Source organism: Ruegeria sp. CDSC085, assembly GCF_059610465.1.
Genome location: NZ_JBXWNR010000002.1, coordinates 451,704 through 474,425, shown reverse-complemented (window position 1 = coordinate 474,425; position 22,722 = coordinate 451,704). Strand labels below are relative to the sequence as shown.

General features: G+C 57.9%; 24 protein-coding genes. 12 read left to right on the top strand and 12 right to left on the bottom strand.

Going from position 1 to position 22,722, the window contains the following annotated elements:
- Positions 1-83 precede the first annotated feature (83 nt).
- The 5 genes from AC2FJB_RS05800 (at position 84) to glmM (ending at position 5,600) form a co-directional block, all read left to right on the top strand.
- Positions 84-758: a cell wall hydrolase gene (locus tag AC2FJB_RS05800; protein ID WP_299896120.1), complete on the top strand. Its 675-nt coding sequence runs from the start codon at positions 84-86 to the stop codon at positions 756-758.
- 74 nt (positions 759-832) lie between these two features.
- Positions 833-2,206, top strand: a complete 1,374-nt coding sequence (locus tag AC2FJB_RS05795; protein WP_496717268.1) for a multicopper oxidase family protein — start codon at positions 833-835, stop codon at positions 2,204-2,206.
- A gap of 101 nt (positions 2,207-2,307) precedes the next feature.
- Complete coding sequence (locus AC2FJB_RS05790; RefSeq protein ID WP_117869331.1) at positions 2,308-3,228, top strand: dihydroneopterin aldolase; 921 nt, start codon at positions 2,308-2,310, stop codon at positions 3,226-3,228.
- On the top strand, positions 3,225-4,223 hold the full coding sequence (gene folP, locus AC2FJB_RS05785) for a dihydropteroate synthase (protein WP_496717269.1): 999 nt from the start codon (positions 3,225-3,227) through the stop codon (positions 4,221-4,223). Before AC2FJB_RS05790 ends, folP begins: the two co-directional genes overlap by 4 nt.
- A gap of 33 nt (positions 4,224-4,256) precedes the next feature.
- On the top strand, positions 4,257-5,600 hold the full coding sequence (gene glmM, locus AC2FJB_RS05780; protein WP_117869329.1) for a phosphoglucosamine mutase: 1,344 nt from the start codon (positions 4,257-4,259) through the stop codon (positions 5,598-5,600).
- Here the strand turns inward: glmM and AC2FJB_RS05775 are convergent.
- On the bottom strand, positions 5,597-6,499 hold the full coding sequence (locus AC2FJB_RS05775) for a DMT family transporter (protein ID WP_299896131.1): 903 nt from the start codon (positions 6,497-6,499) through the stop codon (positions 5,597-5,599). The genes glmM and AC2FJB_RS05775 overlap by 4 nt on opposite strands.
- A 134-nt stretch (positions 6,500-6,633) precedes the next feature.
- Positions 6,634-7,656, bottom strand: coding sequence for a ketol-acid reductoisomerase (gene ilvC / locus AC2FJB_RS05770; protein ID WP_117869327.1), 1,023 nt, complete (start codon positions 7,654-7,656; stop codon positions 6,634-6,636).
- 131 nt (positions 7,657-7,787) lie between these two features.
- On the opposite strand from ilvC, the gene AC2FJB_RS05765 reads away from it, so the two are divergent.
- The gene (locus AC2FJB_RS05765; RefSeq protein WP_117869326.1) at positions 7,788-8,243 is read left to right on the top strand and encodes an Lrp/AsnC family transcriptional regulator; all 456 of its coding nucleotides are present in this window, start codon (positions 7,788-7,790) and stop codon (positions 8,241-8,243) included.
- Positions 8,240-8,698 carry an Lrp/AsnC family transcriptional regulator gene (locus tag AC2FJB_RS05760; protein ID WP_117869325.1) on the top strand — a complete coding sequence of 153 codons (459 nt, stop codon included), beginning with the start codon at positions 8,240-8,242 and terminating at the stop codon, positions 8,696-8,698. Before AC2FJB_RS05765 ends, AC2FJB_RS05760 begins: the two co-directional genes overlap by 4 nt.
- 6 nt (positions 8,699-8,704) lie before the next feature.
- Here AC2FJB_RS05760 and hutC read toward each other — a convergent pair whose 3' ends face one another.
- A complete protein-coding gene (gene hutC / locus AC2FJB_RS05755) occupies positions 8,705-9,406 on the bottom strand; it encodes a histidine utilization transcriptional repressor HutC (protein ID WP_496717271.1) in 702 nt (233 codons plus the stop codon).
- A gap of 231 nt (positions 9,407-9,637) precedes the next feature.
- On the opposite strand from hutC, the gene AC2FJB_RS05750 reads away from it, so the two are divergent.
- Complete coding sequence (locus tag AC2FJB_RS05750) at positions 9,638-10,765, top strand: aminotransferase class V-fold PLP-dependent enzyme (protein ID WP_496717272.1); 1,128 nt, start codon at positions 9,638-9,640, stop codon at positions 10,763-10,765.
- A gap of 12 nt (positions 10,766-10,777) precedes the next feature.
- Here the strand turns inward: AC2FJB_RS05750 and AC2FJB_RS05745 are convergent, their stop codons facing one another.
- From AC2FJB_RS05745 to AC2FJB_RS05735, 3 genes are all read right to left on the bottom strand, one after another.
- Positions 10,778-11,974, bottom strand: a complete 1,197-nt coding sequence (locus AC2FJB_RS05745; protein WP_117869323.1) for a UbiH/UbiF family hydroxylase — start codon at positions 11,972-11,974, stop codon at positions 10,778-10,780.
- 74 nt (positions 11,975-12,048) lie between these two features.
- Positions 12,049-12,297 (bottom strand): hypothetical protein, encoded by a 249-nt coding sequence (locus AC2FJB_RS05740; RefSeq protein WP_117869322.1) that lies wholly within the window; start codon positions 12,295-12,297, stop codon positions 12,049-12,051.
- A gap of 85 nt (positions 12,298-12,382) precedes the next feature.
- The gene (locus AC2FJB_RS05735; RefSeq protein ID WP_299896145.1) at positions 12,383-13,027 is read right to left on the bottom strand and encodes a pyrimidine 5'-nucleotidase; all 645 of its coding nucleotides are present in this window, start codon (positions 13,025-13,027) and stop codon (positions 12,383-12,385) included.
- A gap of 100 nt (positions 13,028-13,127) precedes the next feature.
- On the opposite strand from AC2FJB_RS05735, the gene AC2FJB_RS05730 reads away from it, so the two are divergent.
- On the top strand, positions 13,128-13,775 hold the full coding sequence (locus AC2FJB_RS05730; protein ID WP_117869320.1) for a GntR family transcriptional regulator: 648 nt from the start codon (positions 13,128-13,130) through the stop codon (positions 13,773-13,775).
- 3 nt (positions 13,776-13,778) lie between these two features.
- Here the strand turns inward: AC2FJB_RS05730 and AC2FJB_RS05725 are convergent, their stop codons facing one another.
- Positions 13,779-15,656, bottom strand: coding sequence for a glycosyltransferase (locus tag AC2FJB_RS05725; protein WP_496717273.1), 1,878 nt, complete (start codon positions 15,654-15,656; stop codon positions 13,779-13,781).
- An 81-nt stretch (positions 15,657-15,737) separates the two neighbouring features.
- The gene (gene carA, locus AC2FJB_RS05720) at positions 15,738-16,904 is read right to left on the bottom strand and encodes a glutamine-hydrolyzing carbamoyl-phosphate synthase small subunit (RefSeq protein ID WP_299896151.1); all 1,167 of its coding nucleotides are present in this window, start codon (positions 16,902-16,904) and stop codon (positions 15,738-15,740) included.
- Between the two features lie 183 nt (positions 16,905-17,087).
- Between carA and AC2FJB_RS05715 the strand changes: the two genes are divergently transcribed.
- On the top strand, positions 17,088-17,573 hold the full coding sequence (locus tag AC2FJB_RS05715) for a GatB/YqeY domain-containing protein (RefSeq protein ID WP_117869317.1): 486 nt from the start codon (positions 17,088-17,090) through the stop codon (positions 17,571-17,573).
- 21 nt (positions 17,574-17,594) lie between these two features.
- Here AC2FJB_RS05715 and AC2FJB_RS05710 read toward each other — a convergent pair whose 3' ends face one another.
- The 3 genes from AC2FJB_RS05710 to ctaD all read right to left on the bottom strand — a co-directional run bounded on the left by AC2FJB_RS05710 (position 17,595) and on the right by ctaD (position 20,511).
- Positions 17,595-18,086, bottom strand: coding sequence for a DUF2244 domain-containing protein (locus AC2FJB_RS05710; protein ID WP_299896154.1), 492 nt, complete (start codon positions 18,084-18,086; stop codon positions 17,595-17,597).
- Positions 18,087-18,130: 44 nt separating this feature from the next.
- On the bottom strand, positions 18,131-18,730 hold the full coding sequence (locus AC2FJB_RS05705) for a 2-hydroxychromene-2-carboxylate isomerase (protein ID WP_496717274.1): 600 nt from the start codon (positions 18,728-18,730) through the stop codon (positions 18,131-18,133).
- A 122-nt stretch (positions 18,731-18,852) separates the two neighbouring features.
- Positions 18,853-20,511: a cytochrome c oxidase subunit I gene (gene ctaD / locus AC2FJB_RS05700; RefSeq protein ID WP_117869314.1), complete on the bottom strand. Its 1,659-nt coding sequence runs from the start codon at positions 20,509-20,511 to the stop codon at positions 18,853-18,855.
- A 305-nt stretch (positions 20,512-20,816) separates the two neighbouring features.
- On the opposite strand from ctaD, the gene AC2FJB_RS05695 reads away from it, so the two are divergent.
- Positions 20,817-21,236 carry an HIT family protein gene (locus AC2FJB_RS05695; RefSeq protein WP_496675096.1) on the top strand — a complete coding sequence of 140 codons (420 nt, stop codon included), beginning with the start codon at positions 20,817-20,819 and terminating at the stop codon, positions 21,234-21,236.
- Here AC2FJB_RS05695 and AC2FJB_RS05690 read toward each other — a convergent pair whose 3' ends face one another.
- Complete coding sequence (locus AC2FJB_RS05690) at positions 21,237-21,659, bottom strand: MerR family transcriptional regulator (RefSeq protein WP_117869312.1); 423 nt, start codon at positions 21,657-21,659, stop codon at positions 21,237-21,239.
- Between the two features lie 82 nt (positions 21,660-21,741).
- Between AC2FJB_RS05690 and AC2FJB_RS05685 the strand changes: the two genes are divergently transcribed.
- Entirely contained in the window at positions 21,742-22,683 is a 942-nt protein-coding gene (locus AC2FJB_RS05685; protein ID WP_496717275.1) for a cation diffusion facilitator family transporter, read from the top strand.
- Positions 22,684-22,722 lie beyond the last annotated feature (39 nt).

The window sequence follows — 22,722 nt, the reverse complement described above, 5'->3', positions numbered from 1 at the left end:
AAGATTCCACTTGCATTTTTCCTAAGACTGGACCTTTGCGCTCGATTGCGTTAGATGCCTCGTCGCGCCCGCCGGGGGAGGGTATGGCGCGTGAAGTGCCTGTGCGAGGTTATCTGATGCTACGTTACATAATGGCTGTTGCCACAATGGCGGCAACCGTGCTGCCGAGTGCGTCCTTCGCCGAGAGGGAAGCGATTGATACTGCAAAGAAAGAACTTGTCGCCCGCAGCGAATTGCCGGCGCAAAGCTTTCGTGACTATTTCAAACTGTTCCAGCCCCGTAAGGCGGCTAAACCTGTTGAAATAACATACTCCAAGGACTGGCTTGACCAACGGCCCAAGGCGACCGGTGACGAAAACTGGAAGTGCCTGTCCGAGGCGTTGTACTTCGAAGCCCGTGGCGAAAGCGTGCGCGGTCAGTTTGCAGTGGCCGAGGTTATTCTGAACCGGGTCAAGAGCAGCCGCTTTCCGAGTTCATTGTGTGGTGTAATCCGCCAGGGGACCGGTAAGAAATACCAGTGCCAGTTCACGTACACTTGCGACGGCCGCAAAGAAGTCATTCATGAGAAGAAGGCCTATGAGCGCGTATCCAAAGTCGCTCGTGCAGCTATTGATGGTGTTGGCAAAGAGCTGACCGAAGGGGCGACGCACTACCACACGACAGCGGTCCGTCCATCTTGGTCGCGTGTCTATAAGCAGACTGCGCGGATTGGTGTGCATATTTTCTACCGCCACAACTATCGGACAGCGAGCAACTGATTGACGCACCCGCGCTGGAAGCTTGATGGCGCGATGCGGGTTGCAGTCTATATTACGGGCTCAGGAGGCCCGTAATGCTTTTCACCCGACGACACATTCTGAAAACAGCCGTCGCAGCCACAATTCTGCCGGTCGCGGCCCGGGCCGGTTATCCGCCGCTCAAGGCGCATGTGACCCGCCAACGCGTTGCACCTCAAGGGTTTCCTGACACAACAGTCTGGAGTTACGGTGACACAGTCCCCGGAACGGCCATAAGGGTCGATCAGGGCGCACGCGTTCAGCGCAAACTGGTGAATGACCTTCCGCAAGCAACATCGGTCCACTGGCACGGGATCCGCATAGACAACGCCATGGACGGTGTGCCCGGTTTGACTCAGGATGCCGTCGTACCGGGCAGTTCTTTTGACTATGACTTCGTCGTTCCCGACGCGGGCACCTATTGGTACCACGCGCATAACCGGTCGATGGAACAGGTGGCCCGCGGGCTTTACGGGCCGCTGATCGTTGCAGAGGCCACTGCACCGGATGTCGATCAGGATCTGGTGCTGATGTTGGATGATTGGCGGTTGAACCCTGAGACCGCACAGATAATGGATGATTTCGACAATGGCCATGATCTGAGCCATGCAGGTCGGCTTGGGAACATCCTTACCGTCAACGGATCATTCGATCCTGTTTATGCGGTGCGAAGAAACGAGCGGCTGCGACTGCGACTGGTCAACGCGTCCAATGCCCGGATACTGGATCTGGATCTGGATGGTCTTGTGGGGTGGATCGTCGCGTTGGATGGAATGCCTTTGGAAAAGCCACTAGAACTATCCGGCTCTTTCCCGCTGGCGCCGGCGCAGCGCGCGGATCTGATTGTCGATGTCACCGCCGAAGGAGATACGGCAAGCTTGGTCAGTGTCGAAAGGGATGGATCCTTTGGTCTGGCGCGGTTCGAAGTCAGTGGTAGTGCTGCGAAGGCGCACAGGCAGGGTGTGTCAGCATTGCCGTCTAATCCCTTGCCTGAGATCGGAAATTTTCAAGAAGCACAAACGCACCAGATGCGTCTGCAAGGTGGTGCAATGCGCTGGCTGGAAAGTGCCCGGCTGGGCGAAGCTGAATTGTCGGGCCGCGAGTTGGCGCAGTTGGGCAAGTTCTGGGCGCTGAATGGTTACGCCGAGCGCCCCGAAGAGCCGTTTCTGGATGCTGCTGTCGGTAGTTTGCACAGGATTGAGTTTGTGAATGAATCCGCCTTTCCGCATGCGATGCATCTGCACGGACATCACTTCCGACTGATCCTTGGTGATGGTTCTCTTGGTCCCTGGCGCGACACTATTCTGGTCGGGCGAGGACAGGCTCGCCAAATCGCATTGATCGCGGACAATCCGGGGAACTGGTTGCTGCATTGCCATATGCTGGGGCACGCCGCGTCCGGGATGATGAGCTGGTTTCGGGTCTTCTGACGACGCATTCGGCGGTTGGAATGGCGCTTGTTTGAATGCTATAGGCCCTCGCAACGCCTATAGTAGGCGAACTTTGAAACGAGCCCGAAAAGGCCTGACCCATGAGTTCTGAAATCCGTCTGGCATTCGCACACCCGTCCGAACGGTCCGAGGCGACGTCCCCCCGGGGGCCGTTGGATCGTATCTCGTTGCGCGACCATATTGTCGAAGTCGAAATCGGTGCCTTCCAGGCCGAGCGGGGAACAACCCAGCGGATCTGTTTCAACATCGTGGTCGAAGTCCGGCCTCTGACAGACCCGATTGATGATGATGTGGATCGCATCCTGTCTTATGACAGGGTAACGGAATCCATCGCCTATGAGCTGGCGGCCGAGCGCCTGAATCTGCTTGAGACATTGGCAGAGCGTGTTGCGGAACGAATACTGCTTGAGCCTCAGGCTGTAAGGGTCTTTGTTCGCATCGAAAAACTGGATCGGGGTCCGGGCGCATTGGGGGTTGAGATCGTGCGCGGAAAAGACTCGGTCCACCACGAAGTGGCCGAAGAAGAACGCCCGCACCCCCGCCTTGTGTTCCTGTCGAATGACGCCATTGCCTCGGATAGTCTGACGGGTTGGATTGATCAGTTGGAGAACCGTCGGCGTCCACTGATCCTGTGTGTCGGGGCGTCGGAACTGGCCGCTCCACAAACGGGACATGCGATGACGCAGCGCCGGATTGACCTATTGGCCATCGAACAGAATGCGTGGGTTCTGGCGGCACGAGATCATCGCTGTGTGGTGGTCTCGACGCGGACCGAATTGGATTGGGCGATGAAGAACGGCCAAATCTGCGTTTGGGCGCCATCCAAGATCGTATTGGACGCCGTTGACGGCCCGTCCGCTGCCCCGTCGGATGCCGTAGCGTTGGCTGCATGGTTTGCCGCGACCTTTGAGGCGAGCGAAATGATGGTGATCGGCGGCGCTTTGCCGACGGAACCCAAAACGCCATTGCGCGCTATTGCGGTGGATCAGGCCCAGCTGTGAGCGCCTATTTCAGACCACTGGTCCAGCATGGAGCGACTCGTCCCACAGACGCTGTGCCGCTGGCCGGCCAACCGCTCTGGTTCACCCATGTCGAGGCCCTGCGGCGCGGGTCCGAACCCGAAATCGTCGCGGCCTCGGACGTTCCGTCGGATCACCTTTGCCGTTTGAGCCGACCGCGGGCTGACGTCGCAGGTCTCGACATGCACGTGCCTCATATCATGGGGATTCTGAATGCCACGCCGGACAGTTTCTCGGATGGCGGTGTTCACAGCTCGGCGAACGCGGCCCGTGCGGCTGCAGTCGAGATGGTGGCGCATGGGGCAACAATTCTGGATGTCGGTGGAGAATCCACCCGCCCGGGTGCTGATTTTGTTCCGGTGGAGGAAGAGATTGCACGAACCCGCCCGTTGATCGAAGCGATCCGGTCAGAAACAGGCGCTTTGATTTCCATCGATACACGCAAGGCCGACGTCGCCAAGGCCGCCTGTGACGCCGGGGCGGGGTTGGTCAACGATGTCTCGGGCTTCACCTTCGATCCGGAATTGGCACCGTTCTGTGCCACGCAAGGTTCGCCTGTCTGTGTCATGCACATGCAAGGTGATCCGGCAACGATGCAGGACGATCCCCAATACGACAATGTTCTGCTGGATGTTTGCGACTTTCTCGAAAGCCAGATTGCGATGCTGGAAGGCTTGGGCCTGAGCCGCGATCTGATCGTCGTGGATCCCGGGATCGGGTTTGGGAAGACAGAGGATCACAATTTGACCCTTCTGCGCAATCTCAGCCTGTTCCACGGGTTGGGCTGCCCGATCCTACTGGGCGTGTCGCGCAAGGGCTTCATTGGGTCCATCGGAAATGAACCTCGCAAGACTGCCCGCGCACCGGGATCAATTGCAGTGGCTCTGGCAGGATTGTCTCAGGGCGTGCAGATCATTCGCGTTCATGACGTGGCCGAGACCTCTCAGGCCTTGCGCCTATGGGCTGCTGTCCGGTAATCCGGTCGCACGATAAATCACGGAGTGACACTTATGCGCAAGCTGTTCGGAACCGACGGGGTGCGGGGCACCGCCAACACGCATCCGATGACGGCAGAGATGGCGCTGCGCATCGGGGCAGCGGTCGGGCGGTACTTTCGACGCGACGCGACAGGTGTGCACCGGGTTGTCATCGGTAAGGATACACGCCTGTCCGGCTATATGTTGGAAAATGCGCTGACGGCCGGATTGACGTCCACAGGAATGAATGTGTTGCTGCTGGGACCCGTTCCGACCCCCGCCGTTGGTCTCATGACCCGGTCCATGCGAGCCGATTTGGGCGTCATGATCTCGGCCAGCCATAACCCTGCCGAAGACAACGGGATCAAGTTCTTTGGCCCGGACGGCTATAAACTGTCCGATCAGGCCGAGGTCGAAATCGAAAGGCTGATCGACGATGGCGTCAGGCCAGCCCAGGCGCAGAATATCGGTCGGGCGCGCCGGGTTGACGATGCACGGTTTCGCTATGGCGAGCGTGTGAAATCGTCGTTGCCGCGGAATGTGAGCCTGGATGGTTTGAAAGTGGTGATCGATTGTGCAAACGGCGCAGCCCACCGCACCGCGCCGGAAGTTCTGTGGGAGCTGGGTGCAGATGTGATTCCCGTGGGAATTGCGCCCAACGGCAAAAACATCAACCTCAACTGCGGATCGACCAAGCCACATCTGGCCGCTGAAACCGTTGTCGCGCATGGTGCCGACGTGGGCATTTGTCTGGATGGCGACGCGGATAGGGTGGTTGTGGTCGATGAAACCGGTCAGGTGGCTGACGGCGATCAGCTTATGGCTTTGCTGGCGACGGCGTGGAAGAAATCGGGCCAGTTGAAGGGCGATGCCCTGGTCGCGACTGTCATGTCCAACCTGGGTCTGGAACGCCACCTGACAGCGCAGGGTTTGCGTCTGGAGCGAACGGCTGTCGGCGATCGCTACGTGGTCGAACGGATGCGTGAAGGTGGGTTCAACCTTGGCGGGGAACAGTCCGGCCATATCGTGATGAGCGATTATGCCACCACCGGTGACGGCTTGATGGCAGGCCTGCATTTCCTGGCGGAAATGGTTCTGTCGGGGCGCAAGGCGTCGGATCTGTCCAAACAGTTCGAAACCGTGCCGCAGTTGCTGAAGAATGTACGTTATTCCAGCGATCAAACCCCGTTGGAGGTGCAAAGTGTACAGGCGGCAATTGCCGATGCCGAGGCACGGTTGAATGGGCAGGGCCGGTTGTTGATCCGCAAATCCGGGACCGAACCGTTGATCCGCGTGATGGCTGAATGCGAAGACGATGGGTTGCTGACCCAAGTCGTTGACAGCATCGTCGCCGAGGTCGAGGCCGCCACAAGCTAGTGCCCGAACAGAACCTTGCGCAGGCTGAACCATTGACTGATGGCCATGCCTGTCAGGATCAACGCAAGGGCGATGAAAAAGCGCAGGGGCAGGGCCTCGGACAGAACCCACGCGCCGAATACCATTGACCAGATGGGCACCTGATAGTTCACCAGTGTCAGAAACACAGAACCTGCGCTGCGGGTAATGGACACGCGCAGCAGGGTGGCGAATGCCGTCGGCACCAAGCCCAGCACGATCAGAGCAAGTGTGGGGCGCGTGCCTTGCCATCTGGGCAAGCCTTCGGTCATCAGCATGATTGGCACCAACAACGCAGCCCCAACCAGCAGGGTCAACGCAGCAAGCGCCAACGGGTCGACAGGCGGACAGCGACGGGTCAAAATCGACGAAGACGCATAGCACAATGCGGCAGTGATACAGGCCAATTGGGCCAGAGGTTCGGCTCCCTGGCCAAGCTGTGCCAGACCGGGGCCGATCAATACCAAAGCTCCCGAGAAGCCCAGACACACGCCCAGCAGGCGACGTAGATTAAGCGGCTCGTCAGAAAAGAAATGCGCAAGCGGCAATACCATCAGTGGAATGGCGGCCATGGACAACCCAGCAAAGGCGGATGGTACGAATTGTTGCCCCCAGCTGAGCAGCATGAAGGGTACGGCTGTGGATAGAACACCAATCAGAAGTATCGAACTCCCAAGGGCAGGCGTCAGAACAGGCATTTTGCGCCCGGTTACCCACATCAGCAACAGAAGCGTTACGGCACCCAGGGTGGTTCTGGACGTGGCGACCGTGATCGGCCCATAGCCTTCCAGCGCCATCGCAACGACCATGAACGTTGCGCCCCAGATCAGGCCCAGCGTAAAGACGCCGCTCCAGTCCTGTTTTGTCGGCTGTTGCACCATTGGTTTGTCCTGTCGGGCAGCGCAAGTTCGCGAAATAGATTAGTCTGATCGGGCGTTTATGTGCCGCGCCACTTTTTTGTGTAAACGAAAAAGGGCGACCGCTGTGGCCGCCCTGATGCTGACTAAGGTCAGGCTTAGTTCTTTTCTTTGTCGACCATTTTGCCGGCCGAGATCCACGGCATCATGCCGCGCAGCTTGGCGCCGGTTTCTTCGATCTGATGCTCGTCATTGGCACGGCGCGCCGCTTTGATGGTCGGCTGGCCAACGGCGTTTTCCAGCATGAAGTCACGAACGAATTTACCCTGCTGGATGTCGTTCAGGACCTCTTTCATACGCGCTTTGGTTTCGTCGTATTTCAGGATACGCGGCCCGGTGACGTACTGGCCGTACTCTGCGGTGTTCGAGATCGAATAATCCATGTTGGCGATGCCGCCTTCGTAGATCAGATCGACGATCAGTTTCACTTCGTGCAGACACTCGAAATAGGCCATTTCAGGGGCGTAACCGGCTTCGACCAAAGTCTCAAACCCGCAACGGATCAGTTCGACCAGACCGCCGCACAGAACAGCCTGTTCGCCGAACAGGTCGGTCTCACACTCTTCACGGAAGTTGGTTTCGATGATGCCCGAGCGGCCGCCACCAATGGCCGAGCAGTAGGACAAGCCGATTTCCAGCGCCTTGCCGGTTGCGTCGTTGTGAACCGCGACCAGGCAGGGAACGCCGCCGCCCTTGGTGTATTCGCCGCGCACTGTATGGCCGGGGCCCTTGGGGGCCATCATGATGACGTCGACGCCTTCTTTCGGCTCGATCAGGCCGAAGTGAACATTCAGGCCGTGCGCAAACGCGATGGCCGCACCGGGCTTGATGTTGTCGTGGACGTATTTTTTGTAGGTCTCGGCCTGTAGCTCGTCGGGCATGGTGAACATGATGACGTCGCACCAGGCCGCCGCTTCGGCGATGCCCATGACTTGCAAACCTTCGGCTTCGGCTTTTTTGGCCGAAGGCGATCCTTCGCGCAGGGCGACGACCAGGTTCTTTGCACCGGAGTCGCGCAGGTTCAGCGCGTGAGCGTGACCTTGCGAGCCATAGCCGAGGATGGCCACTTTCTTGTCTTTGATCAGGTTGATGTCGCAATCGCGATCGTAATAGACGCGCATTTCGCCGGTCCTTTCTGGTTAGGTTGCGGCGGTTGTATCTGCCTGTTCGCGCAATGGCGATAGGGTTGGGCTTGAGTATTTGCAAAAAAGATGAAGAATAATTCGCGATAACTGGAGAAAATAAAAAAATCATGCTTGATGATATTGATCGACGCATTCTGCGCCACTTTCAAGCAGACCCGAGCCTGACAACAGCGGAACTGGCCGATCTTTGCCGGATCAGCGCGGGTGTCTGCTGGCGGCGGATCGAAAAGATGCAGGCCGCAGGGATCATCGAAGGGCAGGAGGCCGTGATAGACTGGGCCGCGATGGGATATGCAGTCGAGGTCTCGCTTCGGATCACGCTTGACAAGACTCAAGCCCGTGCGTTCGACGAATTCACGCAGGCGGCGCGTGATGTGGCAGAGGTAATCGAGATCCAGACCTTTCTGGGTCGTGTCGACGTTCGTCTTTCCGTCATTGCAAGAGATATGAAGCACTATCAGCAGCTCTATCGCGACCGGATTCTGACCCTGCCTCATATCGCCGATATCGAGGCCCTGATGCATATCGCGAGGGTCAAGCGGGACGAGGTACTGCCGGTATGATTGAGCTGGATGAGATCGATCGCGGTCTTCTTCGCGCACTGCAACAGGACGCGACGCAAAGTGCCGGAGCGTTGGGGCGCAGGTTCGGGTTATCTCAACCCGCCACGTGGCGTCGTATCCGCAGGCTGGAAGAAACCGGGGTAATCAAGGGCCGACGGCTGCGCCTGAATGCCGAGGCGCTTGGGTTTGGTGTTACCGTCTTTCTGGGTATCAAACTCGGGCGAAAAGGCCAGATCAGCCTTGAAGATTTTGAGCGCGCCGTCAGTGCCGTTCCCGAGGTGCAGACAGTCGAGCATGTGCTTGGACTGTATGACTATCGACTGCGTGTCGTGGCCCGAGACTTGGCCGATTTCGAGCGTGTATTGCGGCGCCGGATCATGACATTGCCGGGCGCGGGCGATGTCGAGGCAAACGTGCTGCTTAGCGAAGAACGCCTACCTGGGCCGATCGGTTGAATACGCTCAGTATTTGGTACGAATACAATAACCCGGATGGTGTGTCATACGCGCAAAGGTGAGTGGTTTGTCTTCTTTCCACGTTGTGCGTTCCATCTGAATCATGGATGTCCCTGCCGTGGTGCCCATGAATTCTGCCAACCGCGCATCCGCAGAAATGGCGCAGAAAGCAACCTCGGCGTCGGTAAAGGGCGCAGCCGTCAACAGCCACTCATGTGGCCCCTGTTCGATCAGGTCCGCGTCCTCTACACTTGGAACAGCCTCAATGTTGATCCACCGTTCTTCCATCTGAAAAGGCCGATTATTTGCATAATGCATGCAGACAATATGCAGAACGCGCACATCCGGTGCCACGTTGATTTGTGACGAAAGCCATCCGGGGCTGGTGACTACGTTCCGTTCAACAAGCGCGTAGCGATAGGTTGCATTCTGGCTTTCGACCACTTGCCGCGCCAGTGAAAATTCGAGTTTGGCGTGTTTGCTGGGCTCTTTCTTGACACGTGTTCCGCTCTTGCGTTTGCGTTCGACAAAGCCCTGATCGGCCAGTTCCCTCATGGCTCTGTTCACAGTGGCCCGGGCGCAATTGAATTCCTCAGCCAGCTGAGTCTCTGTCGGCAAAAGCGATCCTTGTGGCCAGACACGGCTTTCAATGCGTCGTTTTACTTCGTCTCGAACGAACTGGAAGCTGATCCGCTTTTGTATCGTCACGGGTAAATATGTCCCTTCAAGTATAAAGTGTGCGCATCTGTTCAGAATCAAGCAGAAGTGTAAAGGGGAAGTGACACTACTTGGCGTCATTTCTCGTGTTTTCAGGGACGTAGGCGGAAAAAAGTTACTGTTTCCGCTACTTTACATGGGGTCAAACTTTTGTCGCGAATGGGCTTTACCCGCACGGGCAAAGGGGACAAAACTTCGAAAACGCTTTGGAAAGGACGCCTCATGCCTGCCTTGTTGGATACCGTTGACCCGAACGGGCTTGAAGAATTCTCGGTCGTGTTTACCGACCGCTCGCTGAACCATATGTCGCGGAAGTTTCAGCAGGTGATGCGCGACATTTCGGACATGCTGAAAGACGTGTACAACGCGGAAGGTGTCGCAGTTATTCCGGGCGGTGGAACCTATGCCATGGAAGCGGTCGCCCGACAGTTTGCGCGCGGCGCGGATGTGCTGGTGGTTCGCAACGGATGGTTCTCGTACCGGTGGAGCCAGATCATTGAGAGCGGTTCCCTGACAAACTCGACCACGGTCATGAAAGCGCGGGAGACTGGCAATGCCAGCCCATCGCCTTTTGCGCCTGCTCCGATCGAAGAGGTCGTCGCCGCGATTCGCGAACAAAAGCCCGGTGTTGTTTTTGCTCCGCATGTCGAAACCTCGGCGGGGGTCATTCTGCCGGATGATTATGTGACCGCGCTGGCAAGCGCGGCGCACGAGGTGGGTGCATTGATGGTGTTGGATTGCATTGCGTCGGGTTGCGCCTGGGTGGACATGAAAACTACCGGTGTCGATGTTCTGATCTCTGCGCCTCAGAAGGGGTGGAGCGCGTCGCCATGTGCCGGTCTGGTCATGCTGTCTGAACGGGGCGAGGCACGGCTGGAGCAGACCAGTTCTGACAGTTTCGCCATTGATTTGAAGAAATGGCGGCAGATCATGCAAGCCTATGAAAACGGCGGCCACGCCTATCACGCCACGATGCCGACCGATGCTTTGCTGGCTTTCCGCGACACCATGGCAGAGACTCGAGATTATGGGTTCGAAAAACTGCGTGCGGCGCAGTGGGCGTTGGGCGACGGTGTGCGGTCGATGCTGAAGGACAAGGGCGTTGTTTCGGTTGCCGCCGACGGTTTCGGCGCGCCCGGAGTTGTGGTCAGCTACACCTCGGATCCCGAAATTCAGAACGGCAGGAAATTTGCGGCACTGGGTATGCAGATTGCCGCTGGTGTCCCGTTGCAATGCGATGAGCCCGAAGGGTTCAGCACTTTTCGGTTGGGCCTGTTCGGGCTCGACAAGCTGTACGACGTGGACGGCACCATCGCGCGTTTGAAGCGGGTGCTGGATCATGTTCTGTAAGCGGACCGGGCCTTAGCGAACGCCAAGGCCCATCTGCATCAACGTCTTGCGCACGCTTGGCAGAGAATAGAGCGCGCTCAGACCCATCGCCCGTGCATCCCGCAGCGGACGTGCCTCGATCATCGAGGCGCGGTTCAGCAGATCAATGCCCTTGACGCGCATCTCGACCTCGGTGTGACGGGCCTTGTGATAGGCGTCCAGCATCTGTGCGTCTCCCAGACCTTCGGGCCGGGCTTGCGCCAAATCCAGCAGGCACCGCAGATCGCCCAACGACATGTTCAATCCCTGTGCTCCGATGGGTGGCACCACATGCGCGGCCTCAGCCATCAGGGCAATGCGTTCCCCCGCCAGCCGTTCTGCGGATTGGCTGATGATCGGCCAGATCGTTCTGCGGGAGGCCAAATTCAGCGGGCCGAACAAACCGCAAGAACGAGCGGTCATAGCGGCTTCGAATGCCTCGGGTTCAAGGTTCAGGAGTTCAACGGCCTTCGGTCCGCGTTCCATCCAGACAATGGCGGACGAGGGCTGCCCTTTCCAGTCAGGCAGAGGCACCATCGTGAACGGTCCCCCGGATCTGTGAATCTCGGTCGAGACATTCTCGTGTGGAATTGGGTGTGTCACCGCAAAGGCCAGCGCCTTCTGCCCATATCGTGTCGTGTGCACTTTGATCCCGGCGGCTTCGCGCATAGGTGAGTTGCGACCATCGGCGGCAAGCACCAGTTTACACCGGACGCGGTTTCCATCGCTCAGGCCCACGCGGGCCTCGGCGGTTCGGGTGAACAAGCTGGTGGTTCCGGTGCCGGGGCGGAAATCGACATTGGGCAATTCAGCCAGTCGCGCCACCATTTCTCGGCGCAGCAACCAGTTGGGCAAGTTCCAACCGAAAGGGTGTTCAGAAATGTCGGCTGCGTTGAAGTCGCGGACAACGCGCGGCTCGGGCACGTCGCCGCCCGCGTCAACGATCCGCATGATTTGCAGCGGAGCCGCGTGAGCATCCAGCCTTGCCCACAGACCGCATTGTTCCAGCAGGCCGCGCGCAGGCTGCAAAAAAGCTGTGGTGCGCAGGTCTGACCCGTCCACATCCCGCTCGGTGATCGGAGGGCTCGGATCAACGCAGATCACTTCAAATCCTGCCGTTCCGAATACCGCCGCAGCGGTCAGACCGGCGATCCCACCACCAGAAATCAGGATGTCACAGCTGTCGGTCATGGCGCCTCTCATCATTCCGGGCAGAACCTAATTCGGATCTGCCCCGAGTGCCAAGTGACATCCTGTCCCGTATTTCAGCCGCGCGAAATCAGGACGAGGATCAGAAACATCACCGGCACCATCATAAGGGCGGGGATGTAGAGGCCGGGAAGGCCGAACAGCATTATGGAACAGCCCCACATACTGAAAATGGCAGCGACAGTATAGTACAGATCTTCTGGCTTAGCGTTGGCCGCGTCGCGCGCCAGCCACCCCATAACCGGAATTGCAAAGAAAAGACGTTGCCAAATCGGCAGGCGTCCGGGCATCTCGATCGCGCTCATCGGGGTCTCCATCTGTTCGTCGCTGCTGCGCATATAGGGACGCAGATGCAGGTGCGGAACGTGCAGATCGTCGCACTGTGACAGGCTATCGCAGGCGGGCCAAAAACGCGGTCAGATCGTCCGTGTGATGGTGGATGTGATCGGCTTCATGCCGGTCAGGAGAAACATGAACCGTACGCATTCCCATCTCGTGCGGTGCCGCAAGATTGCGAGGGTCGTCTTCGAACATCGCCGCCATTTCGGCCTGAAGGCCGTCCTTTTCAAAGATCGCTTCGAACGCAGCTTTTTCGGGCTTTGGTCTATACCCTGCGTGTTCGACACCATATATCGCGTCGAACAAGCCTGTCAGGCCGCGTGCTTCCAATACACGTTCCGCGTAGGGCGCGCTGCCGTTGGTGTAGACGATCCGCCGACCTGGAAGGGCGCGTATATGGTCGGCCAGTTCCGCATCCGGGTCCATGTGGCTCATGTCAACCTGATGTACCGCGTGCAGATAAGGGTCGGGGTCCAGATCATGTTCGGCCATCAATCCGGCCAGCGTTGTCCCGTATTCGCGCCAGTAATGCGCGCGTAGCCTGTCGGCCTCGGCCCGTTCCACACCGATGGCTTGCACCACATAGTCCGTCATCAGAACTTCGATCTGATCGAACAGCCGCATCTGCGGCGGATACAGGGTGTTATCCAGATCGAACACCCATTGGGTGACATGACTAAACGAAGGTTTGACCATGGCTTGGGTTTAGGGCGCAGTCGGGCGGTTTTCAATGCTGTACTTGATCGCCGCCCCCTGACACGGCTAGACATGTCCGAACGAGGAGACAAATGATCCCATGAGCCAGACCCGATCCCCGACCAAGGACGCCTACAGCCTTATTCTCGAAGCCATCGATGTGGGGGTCTACAAGCCCGGTGATCGATTGGTCGAAAGCGAATTGGCTGAACGGTTCGGCGTGTCGCGCACTCCGATCCGTGAAGCGCTGCAACGCCTGGAAACCCAATCCTTGCTGGAACGGGACGGGAGGTCATTGATCGTGGCGTCTCTGGACCACAACCAGATGGCCGAGCTTTACATTGTGCGCCGGGAACTTGAAGGGCTTGCCGCACGGCTGGCCGCAAAACACGCTACTGAAGAAGAGATCAAGGTTCTTCAGGATATGGTTGTTGAAGACGACAAACTTATCGATGACCCAACGGCTTTGTCGCGCGCCAACCGACGGTTTCACGAACAGATTCATCTGGCGTCACACAACCGCTATCTGGTTCAGCAGCTCGATCTGGTCCACCGGACGATGGCCCTGATGGCGACCACTTCTCTGGCAGTTCAGGGGCGTGGTGAGATTGCACAAAGTGAGCATAAGGGAATTGTAGAAGCCATCGCCGCCCGCGACGAGGAAGCCGCGGGGCGGGCGCTGAAGGAGCATATTTCAATCGCGTTCATGACTCGTCTGAAACAGGATGCCAGTCGTCGCGATAAATGAACGTCAGGCCAGCGGAATGTCTTCGCTGGCCTGACCATGTTGGGTTTTGTCCCAAAAAAACGGATTTGTCGCCAGCTCCCACAGCGCTTTGTAACCGGCAACCACACCTAGTGGAAAATACAGAAACATCGTCGGGACCCAAGGCAGCAAGAAACGGCGTTCACGCGCGGATACAGCGATGATCCCGGCGCAGATATTCAGGGCCTCGGTCGCCAGAAACAGCCAGACCAACACTGTTGCCATCTGGTGTGACAGGATTTGCTCCATCGGATTGGTTATGCCCATGGCGTATAGCCAGAAAATCCAGAGAACAGGGGCCAGCAGGAATTGACCCAGCGTGCCCAGAAAGAACGTCTGTAGGCCAAAAAACTTCACTGCACCCAGGTCCGCATACAGTTTCCGAGGGTTACGCATGTGCACAAGATAGGTAACCATGAAACCCTTGAGCCAACGTGAGCGTTGCTTCACCCACGGCCAGGCTCGAAAGTTTGCCTCTTCGAATGTCGTGGTATCCACCATCTCGGTCCGATAACCGGCCCGGCAAAGCCGCACGCCCAAATCGGCATCTTCGGTAACATTGTGGGCGTCCCAGCCGCCCAGTTCCAACAGCTTCTCACGGCGGAAAAAGAACGTCGTTCCCCCAAGCGGGACGACCAGGCCCATACGTGCGATGCCCGGCAGGATCACACGAAACCAGCTGTTGTACTCAATGGTAAAACAGCGTGACCGCCAGTTTGTGCGAGGGTTATAGTAATCCAGAACACCTTGCAGGCAAACCACCTCGGGCGAAGCTTGAGTGAAATGCGCCACCACACGTTCGATCTGATCTGGCTGAGGTGCGTCTTCGGCATCCCAAACGCCAACGATGTCACCACGGCAAAAGTCCAGCGCGTAATTCATGGCGCGCGGTTTGGTGGTCAGCCCGTTCAATTCCGGGACGACAACAACACGCATCCAACTGGGCAGAGCCGTCTGCGCAAGGGCGTCGCGCGTCACGTCGTCCGTTTCCTCAAGCACGAGAATGACGTCCAGAAGCGCTTTGGGGTAGGTCAGCCTTTGGAGCCGCTGCACCAGAGCATTCGCGATTTCTCGTTCCTTGTACAACGGCACCATGATGGACACGCAGGGGTGTCGAAGCGCGATTGCCGCCTCTGGTGGTTCGGTCGGCTTTTTCATGTGGTCGCCGAGGTAGGCAAGGGTGCCAATTGTCCGAAAGGCTGCAAAAAGAACCAAAGTCCCCACGGCCGCGCCCAACAAAACCATCAATCCAAACGCGGGGAATAGGGCGAAAAGAAACAACACACTCACCGCTGTTGCGGATGTTACGAGCCGGGATCCGGCGGTCCAGTTGCGGCAGCTTTGTGCGGCGTTTACACGGGTTTCGGCAGCATTTGCGAGTGTCTGCGAGAAGTGCAGTGCAATGACCCGGTCGATCTGATGAGAATCCGCAAGAACCGGCAGGATGGCATGGTCGCAATCCTGCATCTCGGCAACAACGGTCGCAAAACGATCAGGCCGGGCGGTGGCGACCAAAAGCAGCGGGCCGATGCGCATCCAAGGAATAACACTGTGTTCAAGCCAGAAATCCACTGGCTTCAGTTCGCACAATCCGTGCATTGGTGGGATCTGTTCAAGGTCCGCGATTTGCCACTCGAACTGCGTGGATAGGGCCGTCAGAACGTCTTGCCTGTTGGCATATCCTTCGCCAACCAAAATCTCGCCAAGGGGCGCCTTCTGTCTGGCCTGCAGGCTCAATGCGTGGTCCAGTTGCGAGCGGGTGATGACCTCGTTCTCCAACAGGCAAGTGCCCAGCGGTTTGCGAAAACCGGGCGCCGGGAACGGGGCGGCGGTTGTAAAATCCTGGAGGTTAAGCTCAACCATAATAAAACCCTGGCACAGTTACCTGCGCTCAGGGTTGTTCAAACAAGGTTAACGTGCCGTTAACTCTGGAAAGTTCCGGCGTTATGCCTGCTCTTTTTTCTTTTCCATCGCATCGGCGAAACGTTCGAACAGATAGAAACTGTCCTGAGGCCCGGGCGATGCTTCGGGGTGATATTGTACCGAGTATACAGGTCTGTCAGTCATGCGGATACCGCAGTTCGAGCCATCAAACAGCGACCTGTGGGTCTCAACAACGCCTTCCGGCAGAGACTGCGCGTCCACGGCAAAACCGTGATTCATCGAGGTGATTTCGACCTTGCCGGTGTCCAGATCCTTGACCGGGTGGTTCGCGCCGTGATGACCATGGTTCATCTTGACTGTCTGACCGCCCAAAGCCAGGGCCAGCATCTGGTGGCCAAGGCAGATACCGAAGACGGGCAGATCGGTTGTGTCCAGGATTTCCTTGATCATCGGCACAGCATAGGCACCAGTTGCGGCCGGGTCGCCGGGACCGTTCGACAGGAAAACGCCGTCTGGCTGATGGGCCAGCACTTCGGCTGCGGTCGCTGTCGCTGGCAATACGGTGACATCGCATCCAGCCGAGGCGAGGCAGCGCAGAATGTTGCGCTTGGCACCGTAATCCACAGCCACGACTTTGTGGGCAGGGGCCTCTTGTCGCTTGTACCCGTCAGGCCACGCCCACCGCATTTCATCCCAGCGATAGCTTTGGGCACAGGTGACTTCCTTGGCCAAGTCCATACCTTCCAGCCCGGCAAAGCCGCGGGCCGCAGCAACCAGGGCTTGGATGTCGAAATTGCCCTCGGGGTCATGAGCCAGCGCCACATGCGGCGCACCTTGCTGGCGGATGGCGCGTGTGAGGCGACGGGTATCAACGCCGCCGATGGCGATACGGCCACGGCGGGCAAGCCAGCCCTTCAGGTCCTCGGCCGAGCGCCAGTTGGACGGCTCGGTCGGATCCCATTTGACAACCATGCCAGCGGCGACCGGATCGCCGGTTTCGTCATCTTCCGGGTTCACGCCGACATTGCCGATATGGGGGAAGGTAAAGGTTACGATCTGCCCGGCATAGGATGGATCGGTCATGATTTCCTGATATCCGGTCATGGCTGTGTTGAAGCAGAGTTCAGCCACGGTCTGTCCGGTTGCACCGAAGCCGAGGCCGTAAAACAGTGTTCCGTCGGCCAAAGCCAGACATGCGGTGGGCTTGGACGGGACGTTCTGGGCCATGGCGCGACTCTCCTGCAAGGTAAACCGGCGCATACCTAAGGGGGTTGGGCGCTTGGGTCAAGTCCGTTCATTTTTTATGCTATCGTTATTTTTCAATAGGTTAAGACTGATTGCCCCCGGTTGTAACACGCTTTTTGTTTAGATATGTTCGGGGTTCCGTTGTCATGGGGATGGACAAGCCAAATGGACATGCGATCACGGGTGAATGCCGCCCTGAAGCAAGCAATGAAAGACAAGGCAGCCGAGCGTCTATCGACGCTGCGGTTGATCAACGCGGCCATCAAGGACCGTGACATCGCCGCGCGCGCCTCGGACAACGAAGAGGTCAAAGGCTGCGGTGATGCAGAGGTTCTTGAAATACTTGGTAAAATGACCAAGCAACGCAAGGAAAGCGCGCGCGCTTATGAAGAGGGCGGACGCCTGGATTTGGCCGAGCGCGAGATGCAGGAAGTTGCCGTCATCGAAGAGTTTCTGCCCAAGCAGCTGGATGATGATGAAGTGTCAAAAGCGATTCAGGCCGCGATTACTTCAACCGGAGCCGGTTCCATTCGTGACATGGGAAAGGTCATGGGCGAGCTGAAGACCCGCTATACCGGTCAGATGGATTTCGGCAAGGTCGGGCCGATGGTCAAGGACCACCTCTGCGCCGCGTCAAACGGAAACTGCTGAGTCATCCGATGCTCAAGGCAATTACTGCGCGATTGGTTCGCGCAGTTTTTTGACCAATTCGTCATAGAGCGTGATGCGCTCATCCTCAGACAGGAACGCTCCTATTTCGACCTCGCGCCCGTCCCCAATAAGGGTGACGTAATGAGGGACAGGGCCGCCTTTCTCGTGCATTTCAGGTCGCGCCCAGTACCGATTACAGGACCATTCCTGCGACCCGTTGCCTGGTGTATGGTGGACGAGGTGGGCCTCGGTACCAGTTAGCGTCAATACCTCGGAAACGCTGCGCGCCCGATAGTTCGCCTGAAGGGCAAACCACAGGCCCAACACCGAAATCAGCAGAAACGGTAACAGTCCCCACAGTACTACTGATCCGAGCACGGCCAGCAGCGGGATCAGGCCGAACAGAAACACTGACAGGACAGTGATCATTGCCCCGCGTCGCGGCAGAGAGTTATGCGGCCAGAGGCGCAGTTCCTGTTCGGTTTCGGATGTCTGATTCCATTTGTACGGCATACCGGAAACATAACGCGGTGCTGCGTCAAGTCGACGGGTTTTGATCAGACGACGTGGCCGACACGCGCCCAAGACAAGGCGTCATCCAAACGGTCGTCGCCCCAGAACACTTCTTGCCTCACGACAAAGCTGGGAGCACCGAAAACACCCAGTTTCACGGCAATATCCGTTTCAGCTTCCAGTGCCGCGACGATATCCGGGCTGCGCGCACGTGCCAGTGTCAGACGGGGATCTTGCTGGCAGCGCAGCAAAGCTTCGGACAGAGCGATTTCGCTGCCTGCGTCGACGCTTTCCTCAAACCAGATACGGTACAGGTTTTGGGTAAAAGATTTGCCCCATCCATCCATCATGCCAAGGACAGCGATCTGATTGGCCAAGGCCAGGTCGGAAATCGGATAGGGTGCCGGCAGGCTGGCGTGGATGTGATACTTGGCACAGCGACGTTCGATGTCGCGCCACATATATGTGGATTTTTCCGGTTTACCGGCGAACGGGATATTCTGCTGTGCTGACATGATCGTGCGCACATTGAAGGGCCGCCAGTTAACAGTGGCGTCATGTTCAACGCGCCAATCGTCCAGACGCATCACGGTAAGGAAGCTGTATGTGCTGCCGATTGAATACCAAAAGTCGATTTCCGGCATTGCCGATCCTCCGACTGTTCTGCGGGGGTATCATAGCGGATTTTGGTGCAATTGGCGAACCGGCTGCGAAGGCAATGAAAAACCCCGCCACTTGGGCGGGGTTTCTTTGGATCAGATCGGGATCAATGCGCGTGGCCCTTGTCCCAGTCTTCCTGCTTGGGCAGCTGCTCGAACGTGTGTTCGGGCGGCGGCGTGGGCAGGGTCCATTCCAGCGTGTCCGCGTATTCGTTCCACGGGTTTGGACGCGTTTCTTTCGCACCACGGAACAGGGCGTAGAACACGATGCCAAAGAACAGCAGGAACGAGGCGAACGAGATGAACGCACCGATCGACGAAACGAAGTTCCACTGGGCGAAAGCCTCTGGGTAGTCGATATAGCGGCGCGGCATACCCTGACGACCCAGGAAGTGCTGCGGGAAGAAGGTCAGGTTGGCGCCGATGAAGAACATCCAGAAGTGAACCTTGCCCCAGAACTCTGAGTACTGACGGCCGGTCATTTTGCTGAAGTAGAAGTACACCCCGGCAAAGATCGCGAATACAGCGCCCAGCGACATCACGTAGTGGAAGTGCGCGACCACGTAGTAGGTATCGTGATAAGCGCGGTCCACGCCAGCCTGCGACAGAACCACACCGGTCACACCGCCGACGGTGAACAGGAACAGGAAGCCGAAGGCGAACAGCATCGGTGTCTTGAACTCGATGGAACCACCCCACATCGTCGCAATCCACGAGAAGACTTTAACCCCTGTCGGAACCGCGATGACCATTGTGGCCAGCATGAAATAGGCCTGCTGACGCAGCGACATGCCAACGGTGTACATGTGGTGCGCCCACACGACGAAGCCCAGAACACCAATCGCGATGATCGCCCAAACCATCGGCAGATAGCCGAAGATCGGTTTACGCGAGAAGGTCGCGATGACATGGCTGATGATGCCGAATCCGGGCAGGATCACGATGTACACTTCCGGGTGACCGAAGAACCACAGGATGTGCTGATACAGGATCGGATCGCCGCCGCCGGCCGGATCAAAGAAGGTGAAGCCAAAGTTGCGGTCCATCAGCAGCATGGTGATCGCGCCCGCCAGAACCGGCAGAGCCAGCAGAATCAACCACGCGGTGACAAAGATCGACCAGCTGAACAGCGGCACCTTGAACAGGGTCATGCCCGGGGCACGCATGTTCAGGAAGGTTGTGATCATGTTGATCGCGCCGAGGATCGAGGAGGCGCCCGATACGTGCACGGCAAAGATCGCAAGATCCATGGACATGCCGCCCTCGGTCGTCGACAGCGGCGGGTACAAAACCCAGCCGACGCCCGAACCAAGCTGATCGTTACCCCCGGGGCTGAGCAGCGAGGCCACACCCAGCGAGGTACCAGCGACATACAGCCAGAAGGACAGGTTGTTCATCCGCGGGAACGCCATATCCGGCGCGCCGATCTGCAACGGCATGAAATAGTTGCCAAAACCGCCGAACAGGGCCGGGATGACAACAAAGAACATCATCAGAACACCGTGGTAGGTGATCATGACGTTCCACAGATGCCCGTTGGGTGTACATGGGTCGGCCATGAAGCCTTCCAAGCACATGTACTGAACGCCCGGGTGCATCAGCTCGAGCCGCATGTAGACGGTCATCAGAACCGAGATCAGACCGGCAAGCGCCGAAACGACCAGGTATAGAATCCCGATGTCCTTGTGGTTGGTCGACATGAACCAGCGCTGGAAAAAGCTGCGCTCGTCTTCATGGTCGTGGCCATGAATGGCTGCGTCTGCCATTATAGGTGCCTCCTGTTGCAACTGCACCGCGCAGTCGGACCTCTCCAACGCGCGGGATTCCTGCTGGTTTTAGAATGTGGAGAGGGCACCTTCAATGGCCGAGTTTGATCTGGATCAAGATTAATTGTCGCGGGCAGGCGGGTGCCGCGCGGTTTTCCGGCCTTCAACATGGGGTATCTGGGCGTGGCGGATGAGAATTCAAGCCCGGCCTGTCGATGCGGCAAGCGTGTTGGCAGAGTTCCGCCTTGACCGCTGCCTGCGCGCGTCTCAGAACGGTGCCAACACCCGCAATCCAGAGGTTTGAGATGGCTGATTACGACCCCGACAATATTTTTGCGAAAATCCTGCGCGGAGAAATCCCGTGCACGCGCGTGTACGAGGATGACGAAACGCTGGCTTTCATGGATATCATGCCACGCACGGACGGGCATCTACTGGTGATCCCCAAAACGCCCTGCCGCAACGTACTGGACGCTACGCCCGAGCAACTGACGGCAGTTATGAGAACAGTGCAGAAAATGGCCCGGGCCGTTAAGTCCGCATTTGACGCGGACGGGGTGACAATTCAGCAATTCAGTGAGGCGGCAGGCGGGCAGGAAGTCTTCCACCTGCATTTTCACATCTTGCCGCGCTACGAAGGCGTTTCCATGCGCCCACCGGGCAAGATGGGGGATTTCGAGCTTATCGGGGACCACGCGAAAAAGATCAGCGCCGCACTCGCCTGATCATTCGGCGCCATGTGGCCCCATACATTCGCCATGATCCTGAAACGCGTGCAGCACGGCACAGACGTGGTCGTGCTGCCCGTCGCAGGCCGCTGAAATTCGGGTCAGTTCCGCCTCGAGGTTTTGAAGGCGGGCAATACGATCCCGGAGGTCGGCCAGTTGCTTTTCGGCAATTTCGTGCGCCCGGTTAAGGTCGCTGCCAGACGCGCCCTCAAGGGACAGCAAGCCCACGACGTCGGCCAGTGGCAATCCCAGATCACGACAATGGCGAATGAAGATCAGCTGCTTTAACGCGGTATCGTCATACCGGCGTTGATTGCCCGCCGTTCGCTCTGGCCTGGGCAAAAGGCCTTTGTCTTCATAAAACCGGATTGTGGGAATTTTCATTCCGGTTCGGCGCGATAAGTCCCCGATTGAGTACATTTTTCCGTTGCGGCCTCTTGAACCTCTAGTGGCTAGAGGAACTACATGCTCTGGGAAGCCGCAACAAGGGACAGGAAACGACATGGCACACCAGCATTCCCACACCGGACATGGTCAACATCATAGTCACATCGATCCGGACGCAGGTGATGCGCGCGTCGCCTGGGCGATTGGGGTGAACATGTTCCTGACTGTGGCTCAGGTCATCGGTGGCATCATTTCGGGCTCTCTGGCGTTGATTGCCGATGCGCTGCACAACTTTTCGGACGCCGTCGCGCTGATAATCGCGTTTTTCGCCCGAAAGATAGCCCGGCGCCCCGCCGATGCCCGTATGAGCTTTGGCTATGGCCGGGCCGAAGTCGTCGCCGCATTGGTCAATTACACCACGTTGATCGTGCTGTCTGTCTATCTGTTCTACGAAGGAGTGATACGGTTTTTTGAACCCGAGCCGATCAACGGGTGGATTATGGTTTGGATCGCCGCGCTGGCATTGGTGGTCGATCTCGTAACCGCTGCGCTGACGTATGCTCTGGCCAAGGAGAGCATGAATATCCGGGCCGCATTCATTCATAATGTTGCTGACGCATTGGGATCAGTCGCCGTGATCGTGGCGGGAACCGCAGTGATCCTGTTCGGCTGGACATGGGGGGACCCGGTGGTGACGATCCTGATCTCCGTCTATATCATGTGGCATGTCAAAAGTGAGATAGGTGAGACGATCCGCATTCTGATGCTAGGCGCACCGCTCGACCTGGAACCAGAGCAAGTTGCGGCGGCTATTGAAGAAACAGAAGGGGTGGCCGAAGTGCATCACATGCATTTGTGGAGCATGCAGGAACGGCAGCCCGCGCTGACGGCTCATCTGGTCATCGATACAGACGCCTGGCAAAAGGCCGAAGAGGTGCGGAACAGTGTCAGGCTAACCCTTCTGGATCGTTTTGGGGTAGGCCATGCGACGCTCGAACTGGAACAGGCCGACCGCGCCTGCGTCGGTTCGTCCCGATTTGGGCACCAGGAAGAATAGCGGTGCCTTAAAAAGAATTGCCGTTCCGATTTGGGGTCG

Excerpts from the sequence above, each read along its gene's own strand:
- AC2FJB_RS05690 (WP_117869312.1), bottom strand. The coding sequence starts at position 21,659 with ATGTACTCAATCGGGGACTTATCGCGCCGAACCGGAATGAAAATTCCC.
- carA (WP_299896151.1), bottom strand. The coding sequence starts at position 16,904 with ATGGCCCAGAACGTCCCGTCCAAGCCCACCGCATGTCTGGCTTTGGCC.
- glmM (WP_117869329.1), top strand. The coding sequence starts at position 4,257 with ATGCGCAAGCTGTTCGGAACCGACGGGGTGCGGGGCACCGCCAACACG.
- AC2FJB_RS05730 (WP_117869320.1), top strand. The coding sequence starts at position 13,128 with ATGAGCCAGACCCGATCCCCGACCAAGGACGCCTACAGCCTTATTCTC.
- AC2FJB_RS05800 (WP_299896120.1), top strand. The coding sequence starts at position 84 with ATGGCGCGTGAAGTGCCTGTGCGAGGTTATCTGATGCTACGTTACATA.
- AC2FJB_RS05765 (WP_117869326.1), top strand. The coding sequence starts at position 7,788 with ATGCTTGATGATATTGATCGACGCATTCTGCGCCACTTTCAAGCAGAC.
- AC2FJB_RS05750 (WP_496717272.1), top strand. The coding sequence starts at position 9,638 with ATGCCTGCCTTGTTGGATACCGTTGACCCGAACGGGCTTGAAGAATTC.
- AC2FJB_RS05705 (WP_496717274.1), bottom strand. The coding sequence starts at position 18,730 with ATGCCGGAAATCGACTTTTGGTATTCAATCGGCAGCACATACAGCTTC.
- AC2FJB_RS05790 (WP_117869331.1), top strand. The coding sequence starts at position 2,308 with ATGAGTTCTGAAATCCGTCTGGCATTCGCACACCCGTCCGAACGGTCC.
- AC2FJB_RS05710 (WP_299896154.1), bottom strand. The coding sequence starts at position 18,086 with ATGCCGTACAAATGGAATCAGACATCCGAAACCGAACAGGAACTGCGC.
- AC2FJB_RS05775 (WP_299896131.1), bottom strand. The coding sequence starts at position 6,499 with ATGGTGCAACAGCCGACAAAACAGGACTGGAGCGGCGTCTTTACGCTG.
- AC2FJB_RS05760 (WP_117869325.1), top strand. The coding sequence starts at position 8,240 with ATGATTGAGCTGGATGAGATCGATCGCGGTCTTCTTCGCGCACTGCAA.
- AC2FJB_RS05795 (WP_496717268.1), top strand. The coding sequence starts at position 833 with ATGCTTTTCACCCGACGACACATTCTGAAAACAGCCGTCGCAGCCACA.
- AC2FJB_RS05685 (WP_496717275.1), top strand. The coding sequence starts at position 21,742 with ATGGCACACCAGCATTCCCACACCGGACATGGTCAACATCATAGTCAC.
- AC2FJB_RS05735 (WP_299896145.1), bottom strand. The coding sequence starts at position 13,027 with ATGGTCAAACCTTCGTTTAGTCATGTCACCCAATGGGTGTTCGATCTG.
- AC2FJB_RS05695 (WP_496675096.1), top strand. The coding sequence starts at position 20,817 with ATGGCTGATTACGACCCCGACAATATTTTTGCGAAAATCCTGCGCGGA.
- ctaD (WP_117869314.1), bottom strand. The coding sequence starts at position 20,511 with ATGGCAGACGCAGCCATTCATGGCCACGACCATGAAGACGAGCGCAGC.
- ilvC (WP_117869327.1), bottom strand. The coding sequence starts at position 7,656 with ATGCGCGTCTATTACGATCGCGATTGCGACATCAACCTGATCAAAGAC.
- AC2FJB_RS05725 (WP_496717273.1), bottom strand. The coding sequence starts at position 15,656 with ATGGTTGAGCTTAACCTCCAGGATTTTACAACCGCCGCCCCGTTCCCG.
- AC2FJB_RS05740 (WP_117869322.1), bottom strand. The coding sequence starts at position 12,297 with ATGAGCGCGATCGAGATGCCCGGACGCCTGCCGATTTGGCAACGTCTT.
- AC2FJB_RS05745 (WP_117869323.1), bottom strand. The coding sequence starts at position 11,974 with ATGACCGACAGCTGTGACATCCTGATTTCTGGTGGTGGGATCGCCGGT.
- AC2FJB_RS05715 (WP_117869317.1), top strand. The coding sequence starts at position 17,088 with ATGGACATGCGATCACGGGTGAATGCCGCCCTGAAGCAAGCAATGAAA.